This is a genomic window from Streptomyces sp. NPDC102451, from assembly GCF_044765485.1.
GTDB lineage: Bacteria > Actinomycetota > Actinomycetes > Streptomycetales > Streptomycetaceae > Streptomyces.
Genome location: NZ_JBIWKD010000003.1, coordinates 393,665 through 419,777 on the forward strand (window position 1 = coordinate 393,665; position 26,113 = coordinate 419,777).

At 71.7% G+C, this 26,113-nt stretch carries 25 protein-coding genes and 1 pseudogene; 9 read left to right on the forward strand and 17 right to left on the reverse strand.

The window, feature by feature from the left end:
• Positions 1 to 28: 28 nt before the first annotated feature.
• Both ACIRD8_RS08855 and ACIRD8_RS08860 read right to left on the reverse strand, forming a co-directional pair.
• Positions 29 to 448, reverse strand: coding sequence for a TetR family transcriptional regulator (locus ACIRD8_RS08855; protein ID WP_403988175.1), 420 nt, complete (start codon positions 446 to 448; stop codon positions 29 to 31).
• A pseudogene (locus tag ACIRD8_RS08860) lies at positions 429 to 638 on the reverse strand (hypothetical protein); the annotation flags it as partial. The gene ACIRD8_RS08855 and the pseudogene ACIRD8_RS08860, both read right to left, overlap by 20 nt.
• Between ACIRD8_RS08860 and ACIRD8_RS08865 the strand changes: the two are divergent.
• Positions 613 to 855 carry a hypothetical protein gene (locus tag ACIRD8_RS08865; RefSeq protein ID WP_403988727.1) on the forward strand — a complete coding sequence of 81 codons (243 nt, stop codon included), beginning with the start codon at positions 613 to 615 and terminating at the stop codon, positions 853 to 855. The pseudogene ACIRD8_RS08860 and the gene ACIRD8_RS08865 overlap by 26 nt on opposite strands.
• Here ACIRD8_RS08865 and ACIRD8_RS08870 read toward each other — a convergent pair.
• The 14 genes from ACIRD8_RS08870 to ACIRD8_RS08935 all read right to left on the reverse strand — a co-directional run bounded on the left by ACIRD8_RS08870 (position 825) and on the right by ACIRD8_RS08935 (position 15,899).
• A complete protein-coding gene (locus ACIRD8_RS08870; protein ID WP_403988177.1) occupies positions 825 to 1,568 on the reverse strand; it encodes an ATP-binding cassette domain-containing protein in 744 nt (247 codons plus the stop codon). The two genes, ACIRD8_RS08865 and ACIRD8_RS08870, sit on opposite strands and share 31 nt — an antisense overlap.
• Positions 1,565 to 2,152 (reverse strand): hypothetical protein, encoded by a 588-nt coding sequence (locus tag ACIRD8_RS08875; protein ID WP_403988179.1) that lies wholly within the window; start codon positions 2,150 to 2,152, stop codon positions 1,565 to 1,567. Before ACIRD8_RS08875 ends, ACIRD8_RS08870 begins: the two co-directional genes overlap by 4 nt.
• Positions 2,149 to 3,438: a magnesium transporter gene (locus tag ACIRD8_RS08880; RefSeq protein ID WP_403988181.1), complete on the reverse strand. Its 1,290-nt coding sequence runs from the start codon at positions 3,436 to 3,438 to the stop codon at positions 2,149 to 2,151. The genes ACIRD8_RS08875 and ACIRD8_RS08880 overlap by 4 nt, the downstream gene beginning before the upstream one ends.
• A gap of 275 nt (positions 3,439 to 3,713) precedes the next feature.
• Positions 3,714 to 4,292 carry a TetR/AcrR family transcriptional regulator gene (locus ACIRD8_RS08885; protein WP_403988183.1) on the reverse strand — a complete coding sequence of 193 codons (579 nt, stop codon included), beginning with the start codon at positions 4,290 to 4,292 and terminating at the stop codon, positions 3,714 to 3,716.
• Positions 4,280 to 5,020 carry an enoyl-CoA hydratase family protein gene (locus tag ACIRD8_RS08890; RefSeq protein ID WP_403988185.1) on the reverse strand — a complete coding sequence of 247 codons (741 nt, stop codon included), beginning with the start codon at positions 5,018 to 5,020 and terminating at the stop codon, positions 4,280 to 4,282. The genes ACIRD8_RS08885 and ACIRD8_RS08890 overlap by 13 nt, the downstream gene beginning before the upstream one ends.
• A complete protein-coding gene (locus tag ACIRD8_RS08895) occupies positions 5,017 to 6,594 on the reverse strand; it encodes a 4-coumarate--CoA ligase family protein (RefSeq protein WP_403988187.1) in 1,578 nt (525 codons plus the stop codon). The genes ACIRD8_RS08890 and ACIRD8_RS08895 overlap by 4 nt, the downstream gene beginning before the upstream one ends.
• A gap of 83 nt (positions 6,595 to 6,677) precedes the next feature.
• Entirely contained in the window at positions 6,678 to 7,844 is a 1,167-nt protein-coding gene (locus tag ACIRD8_RS08900) for an acyl-CoA dehydrogenase family protein (protein ID WP_403988189.1), read from the reverse strand.
• Entirely contained in the window at positions 7,841 to 9,829 is a 1,989-nt protein-coding gene (locus tag ACIRD8_RS08905) for an acetyl/propionyl/methylcrotonyl-CoA carboxylase subunit alpha (RefSeq protein ID WP_403988191.1), read from the reverse strand. The genes ACIRD8_RS08900 and ACIRD8_RS08905 overlap by 4 nt, the downstream gene beginning before the upstream one ends.
• An 8-nt stretch (positions 9,830 to 9,837) precedes the next feature.
• A complete protein-coding gene (locus ACIRD8_RS08910) occupies positions 9,838 to 11,433 on the reverse strand; it encodes an acyl-CoA carboxylase subunit beta (RefSeq protein ID WP_403988193.1) in 1,596 nt (531 codons plus the stop codon).
• On the reverse strand, positions 11,430 to 13,133 hold the full coding sequence (locus ACIRD8_RS08915) for an acyclic terpene utilization AtuA family protein (RefSeq protein ID WP_403988195.1): 1,704 nt from the start codon (positions 13,131 to 13,133) through the stop codon (positions 11,430 to 11,432). The genes ACIRD8_RS08910 and ACIRD8_RS08915 overlap by 4 nt, the downstream gene beginning before the upstream one ends.
• A complete protein-coding gene (locus ACIRD8_RS08920; protein WP_403988197.1) occupies positions 13,130 to 13,936 on the reverse strand; it encodes a TIGR03084 family metal-binding protein in 807 nt (268 codons plus the stop codon). Before ACIRD8_RS08920 ends, ACIRD8_RS08915 begins: the two co-directional genes overlap by 4 nt.
• A 128-nt stretch (positions 13,937 to 14,064) precedes the next feature.
• Positions 14,065 to 14,232, reverse strand: coding sequence for a hypothetical protein (locus ACIRD8_RS08925; protein ID WP_403988199.1), 168 nt, complete (start codon positions 14,230 to 14,232; stop codon positions 14,065 to 14,067).
• Positions 14,233 to 14,335: 103 nt separating this feature from the next.
• Positions 14,336 to 14,854: a DUF664 domain-containing protein gene (locus ACIRD8_RS08930; protein WP_403988201.1), complete on the reverse strand. Its 519-nt coding sequence runs from the start codon at positions 14,852 to 14,854 to the stop codon at positions 14,336 to 14,338.
• Between the two features lie 85 nt (positions 14,855 to 14,939).
• A complete protein-coding gene (locus ACIRD8_RS08935) occupies positions 14,940 to 15,899 on the reverse strand; it encodes an EamA family transporter (protein ID WP_403988203.1) in 960 nt (319 codons plus the stop codon).
• A 141-nt stretch (positions 15,900 to 16,040) separates the two neighbouring features.
• Between ACIRD8_RS08935 and ACIRD8_RS08940 the strand changes: the two genes are divergently transcribed.
• Together ACIRD8_RS08940 and ACIRD8_RS08945 are read left to right on the forward strand one after the other, a co-directional pair.
• Positions 16,041 to 16,970 carry a LysR family transcriptional regulator gene (locus ACIRD8_RS08940; RefSeq protein WP_403988205.1) on the forward strand — a complete coding sequence of 310 codons (930 nt, stop codon included), beginning with the start codon at positions 16,041 to 16,043 and terminating at the stop codon, positions 16,968 to 16,970.
• Positions 16,971 to 17,035: 65 nt separating this feature from the next.
• Positions 17,036 to 18,202 (forward strand): serine hydrolase domain-containing protein, encoded by a 1,167-nt coding sequence (locus ACIRD8_RS08945; protein WP_403988207.1) that lies wholly within the window; start codon positions 17,036 to 17,038, stop codon positions 18,200 to 18,202.
• A gap of 219 nt (positions 18,203 to 18,421) precedes the next feature.
• Here the strand turns inward: ACIRD8_RS08945 and ACIRD8_RS08950 are convergent, their stop codons facing one another.
• A complete protein-coding gene (locus tag ACIRD8_RS08950) occupies positions 18,422 to 20,185 on the reverse strand; it encodes an LCP family protein (RefSeq protein WP_403988693.1) in 1,764 nt (587 codons plus the stop codon).
• Positions 20,186 to 20,632: 447 nt separating this feature from the next.
• Here ACIRD8_RS08950 and ACIRD8_RS08955 point away from each other — a divergent pair, with 447 nt between their 5' ends.
• From ACIRD8_RS08955 to ACIRD8_RS08980, 6 genes are read left to right on the forward strand one after another with little or no spacing between them, the layout of a single operon-like run.
• Positions 20,633 to 22,156, forward strand: a complete 1,524-nt coding sequence (locus ACIRD8_RS08955) for a sensor histidine kinase (RefSeq protein ID WP_403988209.1) — start codon at positions 20,633 to 20,635, stop codon at positions 22,154 to 22,156.
• Entirely contained in the window at positions 22,153 to 22,578 is a 426-nt protein-coding gene (locus ACIRD8_RS08960) for a roadblock/LC7 domain-containing protein (protein WP_403988210.1), read from the forward strand. Before ACIRD8_RS08955 ends, ACIRD8_RS08960 begins: the two co-directional genes overlap by 4 nt.
• Positions 22,575 to 22,946, forward strand: coding sequence for a DUF742 domain-containing protein (locus tag ACIRD8_RS08965; protein WP_403988212.1), 372 nt, complete (start codon positions 22,575 to 22,577; stop codon positions 22,944 to 22,946). Before ACIRD8_RS08960 ends, ACIRD8_RS08965 begins: the two co-directional genes overlap by 4 nt.
• Positions 22,927 to 23,583: a GTP-binding protein gene (locus ACIRD8_RS08970; protein WP_403988214.1), complete on the forward strand. Its 657-nt coding sequence runs from the start codon at positions 22,927 to 22,929 to the stop codon at positions 23,581 to 23,583. Before ACIRD8_RS08965 ends, ACIRD8_RS08970 begins: the two co-directional genes overlap by 20 nt.
• A complete protein-coding gene (locus tag ACIRD8_RS08975; protein ID WP_403988216.1) occupies positions 23,580 to 24,815 on the forward strand; it encodes a cytochrome P450 in 1,236 nt (411 codons plus the stop codon). Before ACIRD8_RS08970 ends, ACIRD8_RS08975 begins: the two co-directional genes overlap by 4 nt.
• On the forward strand, positions 24,812 to 26,020 hold the full coding sequence (locus tag ACIRD8_RS08980; RefSeq protein ID WP_403988218.1) for a cytochrome P450: 1,209 nt from the start codon (positions 24,812 to 24,814) through the stop codon (positions 26,018 to 26,020). Before ACIRD8_RS08975 ends, ACIRD8_RS08980 begins: the two co-directional genes overlap by 4 nt.
• Positions 26,021 to 26,113: the final 93 nt, after the last annotated feature.

Genomic DNA, 26,113 nt, shown 5'->3' on the forward strand with positions numbered 1-26,113 from the left:
CATCCCGTCCTCGACGACCGCGAACGGATCAGCCCAGCGCGTCGTCGAGGAGGGCCGCCCACTGCGCGACGACCCGCTCCCGGCGGGCGCGGGCTTCGAGTTCGGTGACCCGGGGCCGCAGCTGGGCCTCGTTCGACGCGGCGACCCAGAGCTGGAGCGCGGCACGGAACAGCGGGCCCGTGTAGAGGTCGACGAGGGCGGCGACCACCGCCGTGCGGCCCTGGACGGGCAGGGCGCGCAGGGCGGCGGAGCGTTCCTCGGCGACGTACTCGACGGCGCCGGTGAAGAGGTCCTCGCGGGTCGGGAAGTGGTGCTGCGCGGCGCCCCGTGAGGCCCCGGCACGTTCGGCGACGACGGAGACCGTGGAGCCCGCCCAGCGCGTTGGTCTGGGCGGGGCTGAGCGAGGGTCCGTTCGAAAGCGCGGATGATCACCGTGGCCCAGGGCCAAGTCTCGGGAACACCGGGCGTTGGTGTTCCAGCACCCGGATGTCGCGGATACACCGTGCGCCCAGCGTGATCGCGACCGCGAGGCCCACCAAGGTGAAACACCATGCCAGGGTGTCGATGGCTTGGCGCTGGAGGCGGAGCCGGACGCGGGCGTAGACGCCGGCGGTGACGCCGATGTGGGCGTGGCTGACGGGCCGCATGGTGCGCCCCTCGGCGACGTACGTCGGCCCGGGCACCCGCGACCCCCGCTCGATCCCGGGCTACGACCAGCTGGGGAACTGGCGGGGGCGGGGCGCCCCCGCACCCACCCGGCGGGCGGCCGGAGCCCGGACCCTGGCTCCGGCCGCCCGCAGGGCGCTGCGGCGGGCCGCCCACCGTCAACCGTCGAGGCGCATGAGGGCGGAGTAAGCCGACTCCGCCTTGCGCCCAGGGGCGGCCTCGGGGCGGGCGTGGTCGAGGAAACTCTGGGTCCCTCCGTGGTGGCGCACCTTCCCCGACTCCATGAGGGTGACGGTGTCGGCCTCTTCGGCCAGGTCGATCACGTCATGGGTGGACATCAGCACCGGGGTGCTCGCCGCGACGTCTCCCAGGACTTCACGGAACACAGAACGCTGATGAGGGTCGAGACCCGCTGTCGGTTCGTCCAACAGGATCACACGGGCGTCGTGGGCCAGGGCACAGGCGATGCCGACACGCCTGAGTTGCCCCCCGGAGAGACTGGCCGTCTTCTGCCCGGACTGTTCGGCGAGGCCGACCTGTTCGAGGGCGGCCCCGGCCCGCTTCCACGCCTGGACGCGGTTCTCGCCCTTGAGCCAGGCGATGTACGCCACGTACTCGCGAGAGGTCAGCTGCGGTGACGTGGGTACCCGTTGGGGGAGCCAGGCCACGTGGCGGCGGAATTCACGGGTGGCGGAGGTGACGTTCGTGTCGCTGAACAGGACTCTGCCTACCGTCGGCTCGACCGTCCCCGCGAGAAGGGCCAGCGTCGTGGACTTCCCCGCTCCGTTGGGGCCGAGCAGGATCGTCAGACCCTGGTCGGGCACCTCGTAGGTGAGCTGGGAGAGGACGGGGCGCAGCCCGCGGCGGTAGGTGAAGGTGACGCGGTCGAGCAGCAGAGTCATCGGTCGGTCCTTGGCACGAGGCAGGTGAGGAGGACAAGCCCCGTCAGGAAGACAAGGGCGGCGCCCGTCGCGGCGTGGGCGACATCGGCCTTCTCGGTGACGATCACCCAGGGATAAGGGTCGTCGAGCTGTCTGCCCCCGGTGAACATGGCGAGGATCATCCAGAACACGGGTACAAGGGCTGCCCGGTGTTTGAGGAGAGGCCAGCTTCCCAGGGTGAGACCGCAGAAGAGCAGGTTGTTGCGGGCGGCCGTCCACATCGCATCCGAGTCCAGTGAAGTCATGACCGCCGCCGCCGCGCTGGCCAGGAGGGCGAACCCCGTCACCAGGGCGATGTCCATCGAGTCGAGTCGGCGCACAGCGGATCGCTCCATGCCGGGCAGGCGCCTTTCGAGGCATGCGACGAGGGCGACAGAAGGAACGAGGCAGAAGAAGTTGCTCAATGTGGTCGGGATGGGTCGACTGCCCAGAAACGCAGGGAGAACGAGGACGAGATCCGACGTGAGAGCGATGCTCAGGACGAAGGCGAACAGCGCGCCGGGCAGCAGGCCGAGGGCGCCGCGTTGGCGCAACCACCAGATCATCCCGCCCGGCCGCCTTGGCAGGAGAGCCGGAGCTGCTCGACGTACCAGGCCTTCTGCTCGTTCAGCGGAAGGCCGTCGACCCTGTCCATCTCCGCGAGGAGCTGTTCCTTGCTGTCTCCGGTCCGGACCGACTGCGACTCGCGGGAGAGCCAGGCGAGGTAGTCATCCGCTTTCCCTGTGGTCCGGGCGGTCCAGAGAGTGCCGTAGTGCAAGGTGTTCCAGTCCGGGTTCTCGCAGGGCATTCCTACGACGTCGATGGCCACGTCAGCCCAGGAGATACCGTCCGGCCTCCCGGCCGCAAGGTCGAGTGTCCACGTCTCTCCCCCGGTGTCCGGCAGCTGAGGCCTGGATACCGTTATGTCAGTGATACGCGTGGGGATCTCCGCAATGATCGCTTTGGCCTTCAGTTTCGCCGTCATGCCGAAAAGTGCGGCCTGGATCTCTCCGAGGTCTTCGGAACCTGCGGCAGGCATGCACACCTCGGGTGCGCGGCCCTCGCAGACGACCGGGGCCAGCCCCTTGGCAGCGGGAGCGAAAGAGGTCCACTCGCGGGTGATGCCGTAGGCGACCAGAAGCCCGCAGCCGGCGACGACGAGGGACAGCACGACAGCACCGACACGTATACGCCGAGGACCGATGGCCACGGCGAGGGCGAGAGCCAGGCAGACCGTCGGCAGAACGGCAGCGATCGTCATGGGGAGGGTGTACGCCTCACCGAAATTGATCTGGCCGACAGCCCCGGTCACGTGGTGCGCCCACCACGTGCTCGTGCCCAAGGGGTAACTGATGCCGATGAACACGGCTATGGACACGACCGGTGCGGAGTACAACGCGTGGAGGCGCCTCCCGAGGAGGAATCCGATGGCCGCGTGCGCGGTGAGCAGGACCACGGCGATCCCGAACAGGTTCAGCACGTACACGTCGGGAGCGACTCCGGCAAGCAGCAGCGCGCCGGCCGTGATGCCGGCCAGGAGGGCCGCCAGCGTGAGCACCACGATGAGGACCGGCTGAACGGCGACTCGGAAATCGCTACGCGCGGGGCCCATCTCCCAGGCGCCGAGGGCCCGTAGTCGTGTCGCCTCCACTGCGGCCAGCCCCGCCGCAGCGGCGGCGGCCAGGGGAACCGGTGCGTGTAGGGCGAAGGCCACGGCCTCGGTCGGCCAGGGAAGCATGGCAAAGTGCCCCATCCTCCCCCTGGTCGCAAAAAAGACGTAGGCGAAGAAGAAACCGGTCACCGGCAGAGCCAGCACGGCGGCGTGGGTGCGTAGTGCGGTGCGGAAGCGCATGGAGCCTCAAGAAAATACAAGGCGGGCCGCCGCGCAGGATGCGCAGCGGCCCGGCGGGATCAGTCGGCCTTGGTCGTGTCCACGACGATCTTCCTGACGGCTGTCACACAGCTGACGCACGGTTAACGAGGCCCCCCACGAAGTAAAAACCGGACAGCAGCGTGACCGTAGCACTGGAATTGCTCACCGTTAGTCACATTTTTTGAACAACTCGCCACACCCTGAGCTAAGTTGCAAAGGACCGGTCGCGTACGGCCGGCGGCCCGCACCGCAGCTCAGCCCAGCGCGTCGTCGAGGAGGGCCGCCCACTGCGCGACGACCCGCTCCCGGCGGGCGCGGTCGTCCGTGAGGACGTTGGCCAGGCCCAGGCCGCGGGCCATGTCCAGGAGGCCCTGGACCGTTTCGCGTACTCCGGGGCGGGATTCGTCGGCGGCGAGGAGTTCCACGGCGATGCGGTGGGTCTCGCGGCCGACGCGCGCTTCGAGTTCGGTGACCCGGGGCCGCAGCTGGGGCTCGTTCGACGCGGCGACCCAGAGCTGGAGCGCGGCGCGGAACAGCGGGCCCGTGTAGAGGTCGACGAGGGCGGCGACCACCGCCGTGCGGCCCTGGACGGGCAGGGCGCGCAGGGCGGCGGAGCGTTCCTCGGCGACGTACTCGACGGCGCCGGTGAAGAGGTCCTCGCGGGTCGGGAAGTGGTGCTGCGCGGCGCCCCGTGAGACCCCTGCGTGTTCGGCGACGACGGAGACCGTGGAGCCCGCCCAGCCGTGTTCGGCGAGGCAGGCGACCGCCGAGGACAGGAGACGCTGCCGGGTGGCGCGGCTTCTGTCCTGCTTCGGGGGCGTCACAGCACCCATGGGGGATCCCGTCGTTCCAGGAAGGCCGTCATCCCCTCCCGTGCGTCGTCGGAGGCGAAGAGCGCGGCCGAGCGGGCGATGAGGTCTTCGGCGTGACTGTCGAAACTCTGCAGCACAGTAGCCGTGACCAGCTCCTTCGATGCCTTCAGCCCCTGCGGTGAGGCCCTGCGGAGTCCGTCGAGTACCGGTACGAGCGCCTTGTCCACGTCCTCGGGCCCGGCGGCGACGGTGATGAGGCCGATCCGGGCGGCTTCCACCGCGTCGAAGCGTTCCCCGGTGAGGTAGTAGCGGGTGGCGGCGCGCGGGTCGAGCCGGGGCAGCAGGGGCAGGGAGATGACGGCGGGGGCCAGGCCCAGTCGGGACTCGGTGAGGGCGAAGGTGGCGTCCGGTCCGGCCGCCGAGATGTCGCACGCCCCGAGGAGCCCCAGGCCGCCGGCCCGTACGTGCCCGGTGACCCGGGCGACGACCGGCTTGGGCAGGGCGACGACCGCGCGCATCAGGGAAACGAACGCGGCGGGTTCGGGCGGTGCGGTCAGGTCGGCGCCCGCGCAGAACGTGGTGCCGGTGTGGGTGAGGACGACGGCCCGTACTTCGTCGTCGGCCGCGCAGCCGGCCAGCGCCTCGGTGAGTTCGCCGACGAGGCGGGCCGAGAGCGCGTTGCGGTTGGCCGGGGAGTCGAGGGTGAGGGTGGTGATTCCGCGGTCGTGGGCGGGGGGTGCCAGGGTCATCGCGGCTTCTCCCGGTCGCGCAGCTCGCGCCGCAGGATCTTGCCGGACACCGCGCGGGGTACGGCCTCGATGAATTCGGCCTGTCTGACCTTCTTGTACGGGGAGACGCGGTCGGCGACGTACGCGATGACGTCGTCCTCGGTGAGGCCGCCCGCGCCGGGCCCGCGGACCAGGTAGGCCTTGGGGACCTCGTTGCCGTCGGTGTCGTACACCCCGATGACGGCGGCGTCGGCGATCGAGGGGTGGGTGAGGAGGAGGGCCTCCAGGTCGGCGGGGGCGACCTGGTAGCCCTTGTACTTGATGAGTTCCTTGACCCGGTCGACGACGTACAGCCAGCCGTCCGCGTCGACCCGGCCGACGTCCCCGGTGTGCAGCCAGCCGTCGGGGTCGATCATGGCGGCGGTGGCGTCGGGGAGGCCGAGGTAGCCCTTCATCACCTGGGGGCCGCGGATGAGGATCTCGCCGTCGGTGTCGCCGGCGACGTCGATGCCGGGGTCGGTGAGCGAGACGATCCGCATCTCGGTGCCGGGCAGCAGCTTCCCGACCGCGCCGGGCGGCGGGTTCTCCGCGTCGAGGGGCACCACATGGGTGCCGGGCGAGAGCTCCGTCATGCCGTAGGCCTGCCGTACGGCGGGGACGCCGAGCCGTTTCGAGCAGGCGACGGCGAGTTCGGCGTCCAGGGGGGCGGCGGCGCTGACGATGTACTCGATCGAAGAGAGGTCGTAGTCGCCGACGAGCGGGTGTTTGGCGAGGGCCAGGACGATGGGCGGGGCGACGTACAGGCCGGTGATGCGGTGGGTCTGGATCGTTTCGAGGAACTGGGTGAGGTCGAAGCGGGGCAGGACGACGACCGTGGCGCCGTAGCGCAGCGGCCCGTTCATGAGGGCGGTCAGCCCGTAGATGTGGAAGAAGGGCAGCACCGCGAGGATGCGTTCGTTCTCGCCGAGGGGGACGAGGGGCCGCAGCTGCTCCAGGTTGGTGGCGATGGAGCGGTGGGTGAGCATGACGCCCTTGGGGGTGCCGGTGGTCCCGGAGGAGTACGGCAGGACGGCGATGTCCTCGGCGGGGTCGAAGGCGATGTCCGGTTCGGGGGCGGTGGTGCCCAGCATGTCGAGTACGGAGGTGTGGCCCTCGGCCTGGTCGCAGACGTAGATCTCCTGGACGCCGCCGGCGAGTTCGGCGGCCCGGCGGGCGACGTCGAGGAGCAGGGAGACGGTGACGATCCAGCGGGCCCCGGAGTCCGCCAGCTGTTTGGCGAACTCCTCGGGGGTGGCGAGCGGGTGGATCGTGGTGACGGTGGCGCCGGCCCGGGTCGCCCCGTAGAAGACGGGCGGGTAGGCGATGGTGTTGGGGCTGTGCAGGGCGAGGACGTCGCCCTTGCGCAGGCCGTTCGCGGCGAGGTGGGCGGCGATGCGCCGGTGGAAGGTGTCGAGCTGGCCGTAGGTGACGGTCATCCCGTTGGTGCCGTCGATCAGCGCGGGTGTGTCACCGAAGTCCGCGGCGCTCCCGAGGACGGCTTCGTGGATGGGTGTTTCGAGGGGCTGGACGTCTGCGTACTCGCTGTGGAACACCATGGCGGTCCCCTTCGACGCGGGTGGAGAGCCAGAATCGCCCCTGCGGGGGCGGATGGGGAGGTCCGGGACACGACCGATGACCGTCAGTACGACTTCGGCAGGCCCAGGGTCTGGTGGGATACGTAGTTCAGGATCATTTCCCGGCTGACGGGGGCGATACGGGAGACACGCGCGGCCGTGATCAGGGAGGCGAGCCCGTACTCGCGGGTGAGGCCGTTGCCGCCGAGGGTGTGGACGGCCTGGTCGACGGCCCTGACGCAGGCTTCGGCGGCGGCGTACTTCGCCATGTTGGCGGCCTCGCCCGAGCCGATGTCGTCGCCGTCGTCGTAGAGCCTGGCGGCCTTCTGCATCATCAGCCGGGAGAGCTCCAGCTCGATGTGCGCCTGGGCGAGCGGGTGGGCGATGGCCTGGTGGGCGCCGATGGGGGCGCCCTTCCAGACGGTGCGGGTCTTCGCGTAGTCCACGGCGCGTTCGAGCGCGTAGCGGCCCATGCCGATGGAGAAGGCGGCGCCCATGATGCGCTCGGGGTTCAGACCGGCGAAGAGCTGGAGCAGTCCCGTGTCCGCCTCCTCGCCGACGAGCGCGCCGGCGGGCAGCCGTACGTCGTCGAGGACCAGCTCGAACTGCTTCTCGGCCGCCTGGAGTTCCATGTCGATCTGCGTGCGGGAGAAACCCGGGGTGTCGCGGGGCACGATGAAGAGGCAGGGCTTGAGGCTGCCGGACCTGGCGTCCTCGGTGCGGCCGACGATCAGGGTGGCGTCGGAGATGTCGACGCCGGAGATGAAGACCTTGCGGCCGTTGAGTATCCAGTCCCCTCCGTCGCGGCGGGCGGTGGTGGTGATGCGGTGGGAGTTGGAGCCGGCGTCGGGTTCGGTGATGCCGAAGGACATGGTCAGGGAGCCGTCGGAGAGGCCGGGCAGCCAGGCCTGCTTCTGCTCCTCGGTGCCGAAGCGGGCGATGACGGTGCCGCAGATCGCCGGGGAGACGACCATCATGAGCAGGGGGCTGCCTGCCGCGCCGAGTTCCTCCAGGACGATGGAGAGTTCGGCCATGCCGCCGCCCCCGCCGCCGTACTCCTCGGGGAGGTTGACGCCGAGGTAGCCGAGCTTGCCGGCCTCTTCCCAGAGTTCGCGGGGGTGCTCGCCGTTGCGGAACAGCTCGGTGGTGTAGGTGCGGCCGAAGCGCTTGCCGAGGGCGGCGACGGCGGCGCGGAGGGCCTGGTGCTCTGCGGTTTCGAGGACGGTGCTCATGGGGTCGTCTCCTCCTGGTGCGCGGGTGCGTCTGCTGCGGAGTGCGCGGGTGGTGCGTCCTGTACGACGGCGAGCAGGGCGCCGACCTCGACCTGGAGTCCGGGGGCGGCGTGCAGTGCGGTGAGGGTGCCGGAGGCGGGGGCGAGGATGCGGTGTTCCATCTTCATCGCCTCCAGCCAGATGAGCGGCTGCCCGGCCGCGACGGCCGCGCCGGGCGCGAGGCCGTCGGCGAGCCGGACGACGGTGCCGGGCATGGGGGCGAGCAGGGAGCCGGGTTCGGTGCGTTCGGCGGGATCGGTGAAGCGGGGCAGGGCGGTGAAGGTGTACGCGCCGGCGGCCGTGTCCACGTACACCCGGTCGCGGTGGGTGGTGACGGTGAAGTGCCGGGTCACCCCGCCGGTTTCGAGGGCGACCGCGCCGGGGCGGGCGGCGAGGACCCGCTCGCCGGATGCGGGGGCGGGGATGCCGTCGCGGCCCGTGCGGTAGGCGATCTCGTACTCGGTGCCGTCGGGCTCGCTCCGGAGGCGCATGGTCTGCGGCTGCGAGGCGAGGTTGCGCCAGGCGCCGAAGCGGGCGGGGCCGGTCGCGGGGCGGTCGGCGGCTCCCGCGAGCGCGGCGGCGGTGGCGGCGAGGCGGCGGGCGGCTTCCTCTCCGGGAGTGCCGGTCGCCGTCAGGGCCGCCAGGTGCCGGTCGTAGAAGCCGGTGTCGAGGCGCGCCGCGGCGAAGTCCGAGTGGCGCAGGGAGCGTACGAGCAGCTCCCGGTTGGTGACCGGGCCGTGGATGCGGGCGCGTTCCAGGGCGCGGGCGAGGAGGCGGACGGCCTCGGTGCGGGTGGGGGCGTGGGCGATGACCTTGGCGAGCATCGGGTCGTAGTGCACCCCGACGGTGTCGCCGCCGGTGTATCCGGTGTCGAGGCGGATACCGGGTCCGCCGTCCACATCGAGTGTGAGCAGTGCTCCGGTCTGTGGCTGCCAGTCTCGCGCCGGGTCCTCGGCGTACAGCCGGGCCTCGACGGCGTGCCCGGACGGCGACGGGGGCTCGGCGGACGGGAGTGGCCCGCCCTCCGCGATCCGTAGTTGCAGGGCGACGAGGTCGAGGCCGAACACGGCTTCCGTGACGGGGTGTTCGACCTGGAGGCGGGTGTTCATCTCCAGGAAGTACGGGCGTCCTTCGGCCGATACGAGGAACTCGACGGTCCCCGCGCCCCGGTAGCCCACCGCCTGTGCGGCCGCCACCGCCGCCTGGTGCAGCCGCTGTCGGAGTCCGTCGTCGAGGCCGGGTGCCGGGGCCTCCTCGATGACCTTCTGGTGGCGGCGCTGGAGCGAGCAGTCGCGGGTTCCGAGCGCCCAGACCGTGCCCTCGGCATCCGCCATGACCTGGACCTCGACGTGCCGGCCCCGCTCGACGTACGGCTCGGCGAAGACCTCGCCGTCCCCGAAGGCAGAGGCGGCCTCGGCGGAGGCTGCGGTCAGCTCGCCTTCCAGGGCGGCCAGTTCGCGCACGATCCGCATCCCGCGCCCGCCGCCGCCCGCCGCCGCCTTCAGCAGCAGGGGCAGATCGGCGGTGGTGGCGTTCCCCGGGTCGACGGGGGCGAGCAGGGGCACGTCGGCGGCGGCCATCAGCTCCTTGGCCCGGGTCTTGGAGGCCATCAGCTCGATGGCCTTGACCGGCGGCCCGACCCAGACGAGACCGGCGTCCTCGACGGCCCGGGCGAACCCGGCGTTCTCGGAGAGGAAGCCGTACCCGGGGTGGACAGCGTCGGCGCCCGCCGCGAGCGCGGCGGCGACGACGAGGTCGCCGCGCAGATAGGTGTCGGCCGGTGCGGCCCCCGGCAGCCGTACGGCGGTGTCGGCCTCCCGTACGTGCAGGGCGTCGGCGTCCGCGTCGGAGTGCACGGCGACGGTGGAGATGCCCAGCTCACGGCAGGTGCGGAAGATCCGGCAGGCGATCTCGCCCCGGTTGGCGACAAGGAGCACACGCATCATGGGGGGCCTCACATCCGGAAGACGCCGAAGCCGCGCGCGCCCTCGACCGTTGCCGTGTGGATCGCTGACAGACACATCCCGAGGACGGTCCTGGTGTCGCGCGGGTCGATGACCCCGTCGTCGTACAGCCGCCCCGAGAGGAACATCGGCAGCGACTCGGACTCGATCTGCTGCTCCACCATGGCGCGCAGTCCTGCGTCGGCCTCGTCGTCGTAGGGCAGGCCCTTCGCGGCGGCGGAGGCGCGGGCGACGATCGAGAGGACGCCGGCGAGCTGCTGGGGGCCCATGACGGCGGACTTGCTGCTGGGCCAGGCGAAGAGGAAGCGGGGATCGTAGGCCCGGCCGCACATGCCGTAGTGCCCGGCGCCGTAGGAGGCTCCCATCAGCACGGAGAGGTGCGGCACCTTGGAGTTGGAGACCGCGTTGATCATCATCGCGCCGTGCTTGATGATGCCGCCCTGCTCGTACTCCTTGCCGACCATGTAGCCGGTGGTGTTGTGCAGGAAGAGGAGCGGGATGTCGCGCTGGTTGGCGAGCTGGATGAACTGCGCGGCCTTCTGCGACTCCTCGCTGAACAGCACGCCCTGCGCGTTGGCGAGGATGCCGACCGGGTAGCCGTGGAGGCGCGCCCAGCCGGTGACCAGGCTGGTCCCGTAGAGCGGTTTGAAGGCGTCGAAGTCCGAGCCGTCGACGAGCCGGGCGATGACCTCGCGCGGGTCGAAGGGGACCTTGAGGTCGCCGGGCACGATCCCGATGAGCTCGTCCTCGTCGTACTTCGGCGGTTCGGCGGGCCCCGGATCGGGGTGCGCCTTGCGCCAGTTGAGCCGGGCGACGATCCGGCGGGCCTGGCGCAGGGCGTCGTGCTCGTCGGCGGCGTAGTGGTCGGCGAGGCCGGAGGTACGGGCGTGCATCTCGGCGCCGCCGAGCGATTCGTCGTCGCTCTCCTCGCCGGTGGCCATCTTGACCAGGGGCGGGCCGCCGAGGAAGACCTTGGACCGCTCCTTGATCATCACGGTGTGGTCGGACATGCCGGGGACGTACGCGCCGCCCGCCGTGGAGTTGCCGAAGACGACGGCCACGGTGGGGATGCCGGCCGCCGACAGCCGGGTGAGGTCGCGGAAGAGCGCCCCGCCGGGGATGAAGATCTCCTTCTGCGAGGGCAGGTCCGCACCGCCGGACTCCACCAGGGAGATGCAGGGCAGCCGGTTGGCGAAGGCGATCTCGTTGGCGCGCAGGGCCTTCTTCAGGGTCCAGGGATTGGAGGCGCCGCCGCGCACGGTCGGGTCGTTGGCGGTGATCAGGCACTCGACGCCCTCGACGATCCCGATCCCGGTGACGAGCGAGGCGCCGACCGCATAGTCGCTGCCCCAGGCGGCGAGCGGGGACAGCTCCAGGAAGGGGGTGTCCGCGTCGACCAGCAGCTCGATCCGCTCGCGGGCCAGGAGCTTGCCACGCGAGCGGTGCCGCTTCACGTACTTCTCACCGCCGCCCGCCAGGGCCTTGGCGTGCTCGGTGTCCAGCTCGGCGAGTTTCGCGAGCATCGCCTCGCGGTTCGCCGCGTACTCGGGCCCCGTGGTGTCGAGGACGGTGGGCAGGACGGTCATGCGTGCACCTCCGGTCGTTCCAGCAGCCGTACGGGCACGGGGACGTGCCGGGACCGCAGCCACTCCCCCACCGCCTTGGCCTGCGGATCGAAGCGGGCCTGCGCGGCGACGCCCTCGCCGAGGAGTCCGTGGACGGTGAAGTTCAACGCCCGCAGATTCGGCAGGACATGGCGGACGACGGTGAGCCCGGCGGTCTCCGGCAGCAGCTCCTGGAACCGCGCCACGGTCAGTTCGTGGGCCAGCCACCGCCAGGCGTCGTCCGTGGTGACCCACACCCCGACGTTGGCGTCCCCGCCCTTGTCGCCGCTGCGGGCGCCCGCGATCCGTCCGAGGGGTGCGGTGCGGGTGGGCCCGGCGGGCAGCGGTTCGGGCAGTTCCGGTTCGGCGACGTCCTCGATGTCCTTGTACGGGCCCGCCGTCGGAACGGCCGAGCGGGTCCCGTCGGGCAGCACGGCGATGTGCTCGGCCTCCCCGGCGGGTATGTACGCGGCCTCGAACACCCCGTAGGGCGCGCCCTTGCCGGGCGGGGCGGTCACATGGAAGCCCGGGTAGCTGCCGAGTGCCAGCTCGACGGCCGCCCCGGACACGGCCCGGCCGACGGCCTCGGCGTCCGGGTCGCGTACGACGAGCCGGAGCAGGGCGCTCGCGGTCTCCTCGGTGCCGGCGTCGGCCCGGTCGGTGCGGGCGAGCTCCCAGCGCACCTCGGCGGGTTTCGAACCGGCACGGTCGAGGGCGTCGGCGAACTGATCCTGCACGAGCCGGGCCTTGGCCTCGATGTCGAGTCCGGTCAGCACGAAGACGACCTCGTTGCGCCACCCGCCGAGCCGGTTGAGCCCGACCTTGAGGGTGGGCGGCGGGGCCTCGCCGCGTACGCCGCTGATCCGCACCCGGTCGAGCCCGTCCTGCGTGAGCCGTACGGTGTCGAGCCGGGCGGTGACGTCGGGTCCGGCGTAGCGGGCGGCGCCGGTCTCGTACAGCAGCTGTGCGGTGACGGTGCCGGTGTCGACGACGCCGCCCGTGCCGTCGTGCTTGGTGATGACGCTGCTGCCGTCCTGGTGGATCTCGGCGAGCGGGAAGCCGGGGCGGCGGACGTCGTGGTCGCCGAAGAAGGCGTAGTTCCCGCCGGTGGCCTGGGTTCCGCACTCCAGGACGTGCCCGGCGACGACCGCCCCGGCGAGGGCGTCGTGGGCGTCGGGCCCCCAGCCGAAGTGGGCGGCGGCGGGCCCGGTGACGAGGGCGGCGTCGGTGACCCGGCCGGTGACGACGATGTCGGCCCCGGCGCGCAGACAGGCGGCGATGCCTCCGCCGCCGAGGTAGGCGTTGGCGGTGAGGTATCCGTCGGGCACCGGCCAGCTGTCGCCCTCGACATGCGCGACGCGTACGGGTACGCCCGTCCGGTCGGCCAGCTCCCGCACGGCGTCGGCGAGTCCGGCCGGGTTCAGCCCGCCGGCGTTGGTGACGACCTTCACGCCGCGCTCGTGGGCGAGGCCAAGGCTCTCCTCCAGCTGTCGCAGGAAGGTCGTCGCGTATCCGCGCGCCGGGTCCTTGAGGCGGCTGCGGCCGAGGATCAGCATGGTGAGTTCGGCGAGGTAGTCCCCGGTGAGGACGTCGAGCGGGCCGCCGGTGAGCATCTCGCGCAGGGCGTCGAAGCGGTCGCCGTAGAAACCCGAGGCGTTGCCGATGCGCAGCGGCCGGGTCACCGGTCCGCCTGCCGGGGGCGCCCGGGTCCCGCGGGCCCGGCGAAGGCCTGCGCGATGTCCAGCCACTGCCCGGCGTCCGCGCCGACCGCCTCGACGGCGAGGTCGTCGCGGTGCGCGCGCTGGGTGACGAGCAGGCAGAAGTCGAGGAGCGGGCCGGTGACGCGCTGGGCGGCGTCCTCGGGCCCGTACACGGTCAGTCCGCCGTCCTCGGCACGCAGTTCGACGCGGAACTGCTCGGCGGGCGGCTGCAGTCCGCGTACGAAGTAGGCGTAGTCCCGGGCGCGTACGCCGATCCTGGCGACGTGCCGCAGCCGGGCGGTCTGCTTCCTGGTGACGCCGAGCGCGTCGGCGATGTCCTGGCCGTGGGCCCAGGTCTCCATGAGGCGGGCGGTCGCCATCGAGGCGACGCTCATGGGCGGGCCGTACCAGGGGATCTTCGTCCCGGCGGGTGCCTCGCGCAGCGCCTTCTGGAGCCGGGCGCGGCCCTCCCGCCATTCCACGAGCAGCGCCTCGGGGGTGAGGGCGGTGACGGCCTCCTCGGCGGCCTCGTCTACGAAGGTCTCGGGGGCGGCGAGCGCCTTCTCGACCTCGGCGGCGAAGGCGTCGGGCTCGGTGGCGGCGGTCAGGGCCACCTCGTCGGTCCAGTTGAGGTGGGCGATCTGATGGGCGACGGTCCACCCCTCGGCAGGGGTCGGCGCGGTCCACTCGTGGGCGCTCAACCCGGCTACCAACAGGTCGAGTTCGTCGCTCTCCTCCCGCATGTCGTCGAGCACGGCGGCGGTCACGGCCGATGCGTCGGGCACGGTGCGCTCCCCTCGGGGCGTGGCGGTGTGCCCCGGAGCATGCCAGCGCCCCGTAAAACAAGCAAGCATGCTTGCATGATTTTAGGACCGGAACACGCCCCCTGTGGGCCGTCCACTCCGTGGGCCGTCTACTCCGCGCGGTCACCCTCCGCCTGCGAGGGTTCGGTGCGGGGGACGTCGGGGTGTGTTTCGGAGGCCGTTCCGCGCACGGCCGGTTCGTCTCGTTCCCCTTCGGCCTGCGAGGGGGTGTGCGAGTACAGCCCGTCGTACTCGTCGGTTCCCTTGGCGGATCCCATGCGCGGGCCTCCTTCCTCCGCTCCCTTCCATCGTGCCTCCCGCGCCCGCTCCCGGCACGGTGGCGCGGGGCGGGCGCATCCGGCTCGCACGGCAGGGCGCCCGCTACTGCCCCTTCGACGCCGCCTCGGCCATCTTCGCCGTGGTGCTGGCACCGTCCAGCGCCTCGCGAATGATGTCGGCGTGGCCGCTGTGGTGGGCGATCTCGCGGAAGATGTGCCACAGGACGCGGCGGACGGTCCAGACGACCGGCTCCGGGGGCGACCAGGGGTACGCGGGCAGCGTGACCTCACGGTCGAGGTCGGCCTCCTCGCGCACCGTACGGTCGAAGTCGGCGGCCGCCGCGTGGAAGGCCTCCAGCAGTCCGGGCACCGTCTCCGCGTCGGTCATCCGGTTGCCGTCGGGGTCGAGGTCCGCCCAGTCGATCTTGGCCGGGGCGGTGCCCTCGACGACGTCGAGCCAGCTGCGCTGCACGCCTCCGAGGTGCTTCAGCAGTCCGCCGAGGGTCAGCTCGCTGACCGTCGTCCGGGCGCGGGCCCCGGCGTCGTCGAGTCCCGCGACGGTGTAGAGAAAGTTGGTGCGCTGATCGGTCACGAGCGCCAGCAGATCGTCGCGTTCGGGCATGTGTTCCTCCAGGTCGGCCGTCACGACCACCCTAGGATTCGGCGTCCGGCGGCGCAGGCGGAACGAACAGATCACCCCCGGGGGCTCACCGTTTCCGGGAGCGCCGCGTCTGGCTGCGCACGGCGCCCATGCTCGCGCCGATGACCAGGGCGATGGCCAGCGCGTCGGTCGTGGAGAGCGCCTGGTCGAGCAGGAGGAAGCCCGCCGTGGCCGCGATGGCCGGTTCGAGGCTCATCAGGATCGCGAAGGTGGGCGCGGGCAGCCGTCGCAGCGCCATGAGTTCGAGGGTGTACGGAAGGACCGAGCTCAGCAGCGCGACGGCCACGCCGAGGCCCAGGGTGGTGGGGACCAGGAGCTTCGAGCCGGACTCCATGATGCCGAGGGGCAGCGAGAGGACGGCGGCCACGACCATGGCGAGGGCCAGCCCGTCCGCCTGCGGGAAGCGGCGGCCCGTGCGTGCACTGAAGACGATGTACGCCGCCCACATGGCGCCCGCGCTCAGGGCGTACACCGCGCCGACCGGGTCCAGCCGGTCGAAGCCGCCGCCACTGAGCAGGACCACGCCGCCGAGCGCCAGGACCGCCCAGAGGAGGTTGACCAGGCGGCGGGAGGCGACGACGGACAGGACCAGCGGGCCGAGCACCTCCAGGGTGACGGCCGCGCCCAGCGGGATGCGGTCGACGGCCTGGTAGAAGAGCGTGTTCATGCCGCCCATGGCGACGCCGAAGGCGAGCACGGTGCCCCAGTCGGCGCGCGAGTGCCCCCGCAGCTTCGGCCGGCAGACGACCAGCAGGACGAGCGCGGCGGCGGCGAGCCGCAGGGTGACGACGCCGAGCGCGCCCGCCTTCGGCATCAGCAGGACGGCGACCGCAGCGCCGAACTGCACCGAGAGCCCGCCCGCCACGACCAGCGCGACCGGACCGAGTGCCGCTCTACGGGCGCCGGGGCGCCCTGGCCGGCCGTGGCCGGGCTCGTCGAGCGCGGAGACCGCCTCGGGTACGGAAACGGCAGCCGCCGGCTCTGCGGCAGCACGCGGGTCATTCACCGGGAACCTTCCATCGAGTTCAATACAGTGCACCAGAAGGTTTACAGTACGACACCGGAACGGCGTCGGTCACTTCCTCACCGTAGGGACCCGCGCGCCTCCCGTGAAATGCCGATTGCGCTCCCGTTATGCTCCGCAGGCATGAGCACTGGACAGGGCACGGGGAGCGGCGGGCGCTCCATCGAGGTCCGGCATCTGCGGGCCTTCCTCGCCGTCGCCGACGCGGGCAGCGTCACCCGCGCCGCCGCCCGGCTCCGGGTCACCCAGCCCGTCGTCTCCCGTACGCTCGCGGCCCTGGAGCGGCACCTGGGCTTCCGGCTCGTCGACCGGTCCACCCACCACCTCGCCCTCACCCCCGAAGGCGTCGCCTTCCGCGACAAGGCGGCCGCGGCGGTCGGCGCCTTCGACGACGCCCTCGACCCGGGACGGCTGCACGACCGGCCGCTGCGGGTGGGTCACGCCTGGTCGGCGTTCGGCCCGTACACCACGCCGTTGCTGCGGACCTGGCAGCAGCGCCACCCGGGGACCCCGCTCGAACTTCTGCGCATCGACGACCGCACAGCCGGTCTCACCAGGGGCGAGGTGGACGCGGCACTGCTGCGCGGGCCCGTGGACGCCCCGGGGCTCGTCACCGAGGTGCTGTTCACGGAGACCCGGGTGGCGGCCGTCGCCGCCGACGGCCCGCTCGCCGCCCGCGCCTCGCTGTCGCTGGCCGATCTGACCGGTGACGCAGTCGTCCTGAACACCGTCTCGGGAGCCACCACGCTCGCCCTGTGGCCTCCGGGGGCCCGGCCGGCCGGCACCGTCACCGTCGCCAACACCGACGACTGGCTCACCGCCATCGCGGCCGGGCGCGGCGCCGGGGTCTCGGGGGCCTCCACCGCCCAGATGCATCCGCACGCGGGGGTCACCTATGTGCCGCTGGACGACGCCCCTCCGCTGCCCGTCCTGCTGGCCCGCCGGGACGGGCCCGGCCATCCCGCGCTGCCCCGACTGGCGGCGCTGGCCCGGGAGATCGTCGCGCGTGAACAGCGGACACGGCCCGGAAATTCCGTCGGCGAGCGGGAATGAAGGCCTGACGTAAGGGAGTTGGGGGTTCCTGTACCGATCGGGCCGATCACTCCAGGGGGCGTTCCATGACGGACACCGTTGACACCACCATCACCGTGCGGGGCACGGTCGCGGCGGGCTTCGAGGGCGTACGGGAGGAGTACGCCGCCGTACTCGCCGCGGACCACACCGAGCCGGGCAGCCAGCTCGCCGTGTACCACCACGGCCGCCTCGTCGTGGACCTGTGGGCCGGGGAGGGCATCACCGGGGACTCGCTGCCCGCCGTGTACTCCTCGACCAAGGGCGCCGCCCATCTCGTCGTCGCGCTGCTCGTCCAGGACGGCGTCATCGATCCGGAGCGTACGGTCGCGTCCTACTGGCCGGAGTTCGCCGCCGAGGGCAAGGGCGAGCTGACCGTGCGGGAGCTGATGTCGCACCGTGCCGGACTGATCTGGGCGGACGGCGGGTTCAGCATCGAGGAGCTGGCCGACGACCGCCTGATCGCCGCGCGGCTGGCGGGCCAGCGGCCGTACTGGACGCCCGGCACGGAGGCCGGCTACCACGCGCTGACGATCGGCGCCCTCACCGGCGAGGTCGTACGGCGGGCCACCGGGCGGTCGATCCAGGAGATCTACGAGGAGCGGGTGCGCGCCCCGTACGGGCTGGACCTCCACCTGGGCCTGCCCGAGGAGCTCGAACCCCGTTACGTGGACATCCGGCCCGGCGTGGCCACCCCCGAGCAGGCCGCGGAGGCCGCGGCGAACCCGCTCGACCTGGACAGCCTGATGGCGCTCGCGTTCGGCTTCGCCGAGGACCCGCCGCTCGACCTGGTCGCCCTCGCCAACACCCGGGCGGTACGCGCGCTCGGCCCGGCCTCGGTCGGCGGGGTGGGCTCGGCGCGCGGCCTCGCGGGGATGTACGCGGCTGCCGTCTCCGGGCTGGACGGCCGGGCGCCGCTGCTCACACCGGAGACGGTGGCCGAGGTGGGGCGGGTGCGGTGGAAGGGGACCGATGTGGTGACCGCCGTGGCCGACCCCTTCGCCCTGGGCTTCGAGGCGCAGCGGGGTCACTACCCGGCCCTGGGCGAGGGCGCGTTCGGGCATTCGGGAGCGGCGGGTTCGCAGGCGTACGCCGATCCTGTCAACGGTGTGGCCTACGGCTACACCCGGCGCCGTTTCGCCCTCCCGGGCGGGGCTGCCCCGGAGAACGAGCGGCTGTCGGCGGCGGTGAGCGAGGCCGTCGTGACGCTCTGACCCGGGTCGGCTCCGCTCAGCTCGGCTCGGCTCGGCCCGCAGGCCGTAGAGCCGTCAGCCGTCGAGGCCCTCCGCCAGTACCTCGGCGAGGTGGCGGGCCCGGACGCCGCGCTCACCCGGGGCCTGGCGTGAGGGTTCCGTCCTCAAACGCCGGACGGGCTTGAATTGGCCGGTTGGGCCGCGGGTGCCGGGGCGGCGTCGGTCTGGGGGGCCGGTCGGTTACTTCGCGCAGACTGCCTTGTCCGCTTCCACTCGCTGGATGTCGTCCGGTGCCTTCTGCGGGGCCGAGAGCGGGCTGCCCGCTTCCTTGAAGTCCGGGCCGAGGGTCAGCACCATCGGGTCCATCTCGCCCGCGTCCGTCGTCGTCGGCTTGAGGGCCGAGGCCGACAGGCCCATCATGTCGGCCAGTCGGCGGGCCTGGTCCGCCTGGTTGGGGGCGTAGACGAGCTGGGTCTTCTTCACGTTCTCGGGCGCGTTCGCCTTGTTCGTGGACTTCAGCACGCCCTCCTCGTTCTGCAGCCAGTCCAGGGCGCTCTGCGCGGAGCCGGCGGGGGCGCCGCCGTTGAAGACGTCGACCCGCACGTCCGCCGCGTCGGCCATCTCGCCCTTCAGCTTGGCGTCGTTCTTGGCCTTCGCCGCGGCCTTCTCCTGCTTCTCCACCGCGGTGAAGGAGACGTCCTCACGCATCATCGAGAAGACCTGCGGCGCCTTGGACTTGTCGAGGATGACGGTCGCCTTGTCGTCCGGGTTGTCCAGCACCGGGACCGTGGTGAACGTGATGTTCTTCGGGTCGACCGACGCCAGCTCCATGCCCAGCTTGCGGAGCTGGTTTATGTCGGCGATGTTGTCGTCGACGGTGAGGGCCTTGGTGGCCGCCTCCGCGAGCGTCCACATCTTGGTGGGGCTGGTCAGGGTGTCGTTGGACTTCAGCTTGCGCATCAGCGAGCTCAGGAACTGCTGCTGGATCTCGATGCGGCTCAGGTCGCTCCCGAAGCCGACGGAGTGCCGGGTGCGCAGGAAGGCGAGGGCCTGCTCGCCCTGGAGGGTGTGTTCGCCCTTGGACAACTTGAGGTGCGAGTCCTTGTCGTCGATGTCCTTGGCGAGACAGACCTTCACACCGTCGACAGCCGTAGTCAGGGACTTGACCGCGTTGAAGTCGGCCACCATGAAGTGGTCGACCTTCAGGCCGGTGAGCTCGGTGACGGTCCGCATGGTGCAGCTGGGGGTGCGGTCGGACTGTCCGAGGCTGGTGTTGAAGCGGTCGCCGGAGGTCGCGGGGATGTCCTTCTCGGAGCCGTCCTCCAGTTTGGTCGGACAGTTCGGGATGTCCGTTATCAGGTCACGCGGGATGCTCAGCGCGGTCGCGTTCGTACGGTCCTTGGAGACATGGAACAGGATGTTGGTGTCGGCGTGGCCGACGCTTCCCGCGTCCCCGTAGCCCTCGTTGCCCTCGCCGGTCCGCTTGTCGGTCCCGATCACCAGGACGTTGATCGCGCGGTCCTTGCTGAAGCCACCGGTGCCCGCCCCGTCGGTGGAGACGGCCGTGATGTTGCCGTTGAAGTGCTGGTAGACGAGGTACCCCGCGGTGCCGGTGCCCAGCAGCAGGAAGGCGAGCACGCCACCGGTCCACACCAGGGCCTTCTTCTTACGGGACTTCCTGGGCTTCGCCTTGCGGCGCCCGGTGGCGGGGGGCGCCGCCCGGCCGCCCGGCTTGCGCGCCTCGTCCCGGTCCCCGCGTCCGCCGCCGGCGGCCCGGCGGCCACCACGCTGGGGGGGCACGGAAGCGCGGTCGCCGGGCGGTGCCGTCTCCGGCTTCGACCTGCGGCGCGGCCCGGCCGTTCTGGCCTCGGACGTACCGGCCGACGCGGATGATCGCCCTGAGGAAGGGGTCAGTCGCAGTTCGTAATCACCGGTGTCGGGGTTGAGTACCCACTGGTCTGCGGGGTCGATGCCCTCGTCCCGCCCACGGCCTTGCGCGTCCACGGTTGCTGCGTCCTCCGTCGGGGCCACGCGGCGCCTCCCCCTTCAAGGCGCGCGGTGTGTCTTACGGCAGTGCCGACCTGGGAGGTCGGCCGCACCGGAGCGCTCACACTAGCTGGCCACCGGCCCACGAGCGACGATCGTGACAAATCAAGCTTCACACAGGGGACATAGCGACACATTCACCACTACTTACCCACCCGACGCGCCGCCCACTCCGGCGCACACGCATCGCAGGACACGAAAGGAACCACTTCAAGCCAGATTTCATACAGAAGTGGCCACAAGGAATCCCCAAACAAGTCGCCAATTCTCCTATAGTTGCCGTGACTTGATCAGGAACAATCAGCTCCAGTTGTGGTTCTTTCACCATCACCACACCGATGTGTCCCGATTGTCCCTTCGCCGCACCTGCCCCTCCCGCCGCACCGTCCGCCCCGAGGACTCCGATTGCGCCCTACACTCCGGCCGACCGCACTCGCCCTGCTGATCTCGGCAGCCGTAACCGGTGCTCTGTGCCTGTGGGCGGTCGCCGCCGCTCCCGCCTCGGTACGGGCCCCGCTCGCCTGGGGAACGGGCGCAGCCGCCGTGCTGCTGTGCGTCGCGGTGGCCGTCACGGTCCACACGCTCGCCACCGCCCGGCATCTGCGCGCCCTCCGGGCCGCCGACTCCGAGCGCTTCACCGCCGAGACCTCCCGCCTCGTCTCGACCTCCGCCGCCGAGGCGCAGCGCTTCACCGCGGAGACCGCCCGGATCAGATCGGCCGCCTCCGCCGAGGCCGCCCGGGCCACCTCCGAGGCCGACGACCGGGTCGCCCGGATCACCGCCGACGCCGCCGAGCAGCACGAGCGGCTCACCGCCGAGACCGCGCGGCTCACCGCCCGCGCCCGGCGCAGCGAGACCGAGCGGTCCGCCGCGATCGCCGCCTGCGCCAACGCCGCCGGCCGGATGCAGGCCCTGGCCACGAGCATGCTCGCCGACCTGCGCGAGATGGAGCACCGGCACACCGCCGAGGACGTGCTCGGCGATCTGCTGCACCTGGACCACCGCACCGCCCAGGCGGGCCGCCTCGCCGACTCCATCGCCGTGCTGACCGGGGCGCGTTCCGGGCGCCGCTGGGCCAAGCCGATCGTGATGGAGTCGATCCTGCGCGGCGCGATGGGCCGGATCGGCGGCTACCAGCGCATCCGGCTCCACTCGACCAGTGATGTCGCGATCGCGGGCCACGCCGCCGAGGGCGTCATGCACGCCCTGGCCGAACTCCTCGACAACGCTGCCAACTTCTCGCCGCCCACCGCCGAGGTGCACGTGTACGTCGAGGAGGTGCCGGCCGGCATCGTCGTCACCGTCGAGGACAGCGGCCTGGTGATGAGCGATGTGCAGCTGCGCCGCGCCGAGCGGGCCGTGTCCGCCGACAAGCAGGACCTCACGGCGCTCTCCGGCACCCGGCTCGGCCTCGCCGTCGTCGGCCGGCTGGCCAGGAAGCACGGACTGACCGTCTCCTTCCGGCCGTCGGCGCGCGGCGGCACGGGCGCGCTGATGATGCTGCCGCAGGAGCTCATCTCCCGTACGTCCCTGCCCATGCCCGCACCCCGCTCCGAGCCGGCCCGGCACCCGGAGCCCGAGCCGGACCACGCCACGCCGGGGACGGAGAGCCGGACCCCTGCCACCGCTGCGGACTCCCCCGGGTCCGCATCGCACACGGACGCGCCGGGGGAGGCCGCGGCCCGGACCTCCGAGTCCGCGTCGGAATCCACCGGTGCCGTCCCGCAGTTCGGCGAGAGCGGGCTGCCCAAGCGCCGCCGCGGCCGCACCCTGGCCGCCGCCGAAGCCCGTACCGGCGAAGCCGCCCCCGGCGCAGCCGAAGCCCCCAGGCCCCGTACCACCGACCCGAAGGTGCAGGCTGCCCGCTTCAGCACCTTCAGCCAGGCGGTACGAGCCAATTCCCCGCACCCGGAAGGCAACACCCGATGAGCGCGACCACCGACGAGAAGCTGAACTGGCTGCTGGAGGGGCTGCTCGACCGCACGCCCGGCGCCCGGCACGCCCTCGTCCTGTCCCGGGACGGCCTCAAGCTGTGCCGCACCCCCGAACTCTCCGTCGACCAGGCCGACCAGCTGGCCGCGATCTCCGCCGGCATCCAGAGCCTGTCGCACGGCGCGTCCATCGAGTTCGGTGACGGCACCGGCGGCGTACGGTCCGCGATGACCGAGTTCTACGGCGGGGTGCTGTTCATCGTCGAGGCGGGCGCGGGCGCCCACCTGGCGGTCGTGGCGGCGGAGGACTCCGACGTCGGCCTCGTCGGCCACAACATGAGTGAGCTCGTCGAGCAGCTCGGCGAGCACCTCGTCGCCCCGCCGCGCGACGCCCCGGCCACGGAAACCGCGGACGTATGACACCCGTCCCGCGCCCCCGCCCCGGACGCGACGACGACCCGGACCGGCTGTACACCCTGACGGGTGGCCGCAGCCGGTCCGACTCGGCCGCGTTCGACCTGGTGACGCTCGTCGTCGCCGAGTGCGAACCGAACCCCGGGATGCAGTCGGAGCACGTCGCGATCCTGCGGATGTGCCACAGCCCCACCGCGGTCGTCGAGATCTCGGCCACCCTGAATCTGCCGGTCAGCATCGTGCGCATCATGCTGTGCGACCTGCTCGACACCGGCCGGATCAGCGCCCGCCACCCCCGTACTGCACGTGTCGAGGACCGGCTCCCCGACACCGACACCCTGGAACAGGTGCTCGTTGGACTCCGCAACCTCTGACCGTGCCGCCCTGCAGGCGACGGCCGACAACGGACTGAAGATCGTCGTTGTCGGCGGCTTCGGGGTCGGCAAGACCACCATGGTCCGATCCGTGAGCGAGATCCGTCCGCTCAACACGGAGGAGACCATGACCCGCGCGGGCGAGGCCGTCGACGACCTGGACGGCGTGCACTCCAAGACGTCCACCACGGTCGCCTTCGACTTCGGCCGCATCACGCTCGACGCGCGGTCGGTCCTCTACCTCTTCGGCGCACCCGGGCAGGAACGCTTCTGGTTCCTGTGGGACCGCCTCTTCTCCGGCACCCTGGGCGCCGTCGTGCTCGTCGACACCCGGCGGCTCGCCGACTCCTGGTACGCGATCGACCGGCTGGAGCACCACGGCACGCCGTTCATCGTGGCGTGCAACGACTTCGGCGGCCCGCTCCACACCGAGCAGCAGATCCGCGAGGCCCTCGACCTCTCCCCCGACGTCCCGCTCGTCGAGTGCGACGCCCGGGACCGTTCCTCCAGCAAGTACGTCCTGATCACGCTGGTCGAGCACCTCCACGCGCTCTCCCTCGCCCGGTCGAAGGACGCCGACGCGGCGCTCGCGGGCGGTCAGGGCGCCGCGGCGATGACCCCGGAGCGCACCCCGTGACCAAGTGCCCTGTACCCCACGGTTCCGTACCCCTGTCCGGACCGCGGTTCCAGACGGACCCCGTGCAGCTGTACCGGGACATGCGCCGCGACCAGGGCTCCGTGGCCCCCGTGGTGCTCGACGGCGACATACCCGCCTGGCTGATCCTCGGCTACCGCGAACTCCACCAGGTCACCAACGACCCGGTGCTCTTCAGCCGGGACTCGGACCTGTGGAACCAGTGGGAGCACATCCCGGACGACTGGCCGCTGCTGCCGATGATCGGGCGCAAGCAGCCGTCGATCCTCTACACGGTCGGTGAGCGGCACACCGTCCGCGCGGCCATGATCAGCAACGCGCTGGAGAGCGTCGACCCGTTCGCGCTCAAGCGGTACGCCGAGGAGTTCGCCGACGACCTCATCGACGGCTTCTGCTCCACCGGCCGGACCGACATCATCGCCGAGTACGCGATGCTGCTCCCGGCCCGCGTCCTCGCGAAGATCTACGGCTTCAGCGACGAGGTCGGGGGGCCGCTCGTCGGCGCGCTCAACGACATGATCGACGGCCGTGAACGGGCCCTGGCCGGACAGCAGCACCTGGGCGGGGCCATGTTCCAGCTGCTCGCCGACAAGCACGCCGAACCCGGTGACGACGTCGCGTCCCGGATGCTGGAGGACCCGGGCGGCTTCACCGACGAGGAGGTCGCCCAGGACCTCATGGTGATGATGGCGGCGGGCCACCAGCCGACCGCCGACTGGATGGGCAACTCGCTGCGGCTGATGCTCACCGACGACCGCTTCGCCGCGTCCCTGTCCGGCGGCCGGCACAGCGTCGCCGAGGCCATGAACGAGGTGCTCTGGGAGGACACCCCCACCCAGAACGTGGCGGGCCGCTGGGCGTCCCGCGACACCCATCTCGGCGGACGCCACATCCGCTCCGGCGACCTGCTGCTCCTCGGCATCGCCGCCGCCAACGGCGATCCGCAGGTACGCACCGACGGCTCCGCCCTGACCGGCGGGAACAACGCGTTCCTCTCCTTCGGACACGGCGAGCACCGCTGCCCGTTCCCGGCGCAGGAGACCGCGGAGGTCATCGCCCGTACGGGGATCGAGGTGCTCCTGGACCGGCTCCCGGACGTGGACCTCGCCATCCCCGAGGACAAGCTGACCCGGCGCCCGTCCCCGTGGCTGCGGGGGCTGACGGAGCTGCCGGTGCACTTCACGCCCACTCCCGCCCTTGGAGGCCAGAAATGACCCGGATCGCCCTCGATCCCCTCGTCGCCGACCTCGACGCCGAAAGCGCCGCACTGCGCGCCGCGGGACCGCTGGCCGAGGTGGAGCTCCCCGGCGGGGTCCACTGCTACGCGGTGACGCACCACGCCGAGGCGCGCCGGCTGCTCACCGACAGCCGTGTCGTCAAGGACATCAATGTGTGGAACGCCTGGCAGCGCGGCGAGATCCCGATGGACTGGCCGCTGATCGGCCTCGCCAACCCGGGCCGCTCCATGCTGACGGTCGACGGCACCGAGCACCGCAGGCTGCGCAGCCTGGTCGCGCAGGCGCTGACGGTGAAGCGGGTGGAGCGGCTGCGGGCCGGCATCGAGGCGCTGACGAACGCCTCCCTGGACCGGCTGGCGGCGCTGCCCAAGGGTGAGACCGTCGACCTGAAGGCGGAGTTCGCGTACCCGCTGCCGATGAACGTCATCAGCGAGCTGATGGGCGTGGACGCGGCCGACCACCCCCGGCTGAAGGAGCTGTTCGAGAAGTTCTTCTCGACGCAGACCCCGCCGGAGGAGGTCCCGCAGATGATGGCGGACCTCGGCAGCCTGTTCACGAAGATCGTCGACGACAAGCGGGCGAACCCGGGCGACGACCTGACCAGCGCCCTGATCGCGGCCTCCGAGGAGGGCGACCACCTCACCGACGAGGAGATCGTCAACACGCTGCAGCTGATCATCGCGGCCGGTCACGAGACCACGATCAGCCTGGTCGTCAACGTCGTCGAGGCGCTCCAGACCCACCCCGAACAGCGCAAGCGCGTGCTGAGCGGCGAGGTGCCCTGGGAGAACGTCATCGAGGAGACGCTGCGCTGGAACACCCCGACCTCGCACGTCCTGATCCGCTTCGCCACCGAGGACATCGAGGTCGGCGACAAGGTGCTGCCGAAGGGCGAGGCCCTCATCGTCTCGTTCGGCGCGCTGGGCCGTGACGAGAAGCAGTACGGGGAGACCGCGGGCGAGTTCGACATCACCCGCTCCCCCAACCGCCACATCGCCTTCGGCCACGGCCCGCACGTCTGCCCGGGCGCCGCGCTGTCCCGGCTGGAGGCGGGGGTCGCCCTGCCCGCGCTGTACGAGCGCTTCCCCGACCTGGACCTCGCCGTACCGGCCTCCGAGCTGCGGAACAAGCCGATCGTGACGCAGAACGACCTGTACGAGCTCCCGGTCGACCTGGGCTGATCCAGGGCCCGGTACCGCCGCCCACGATCCGGAGCATGTGTCTCACCGGACGGACACGGTCCTCGACCGCTTCCGGGAGGGACTACGCTCCGG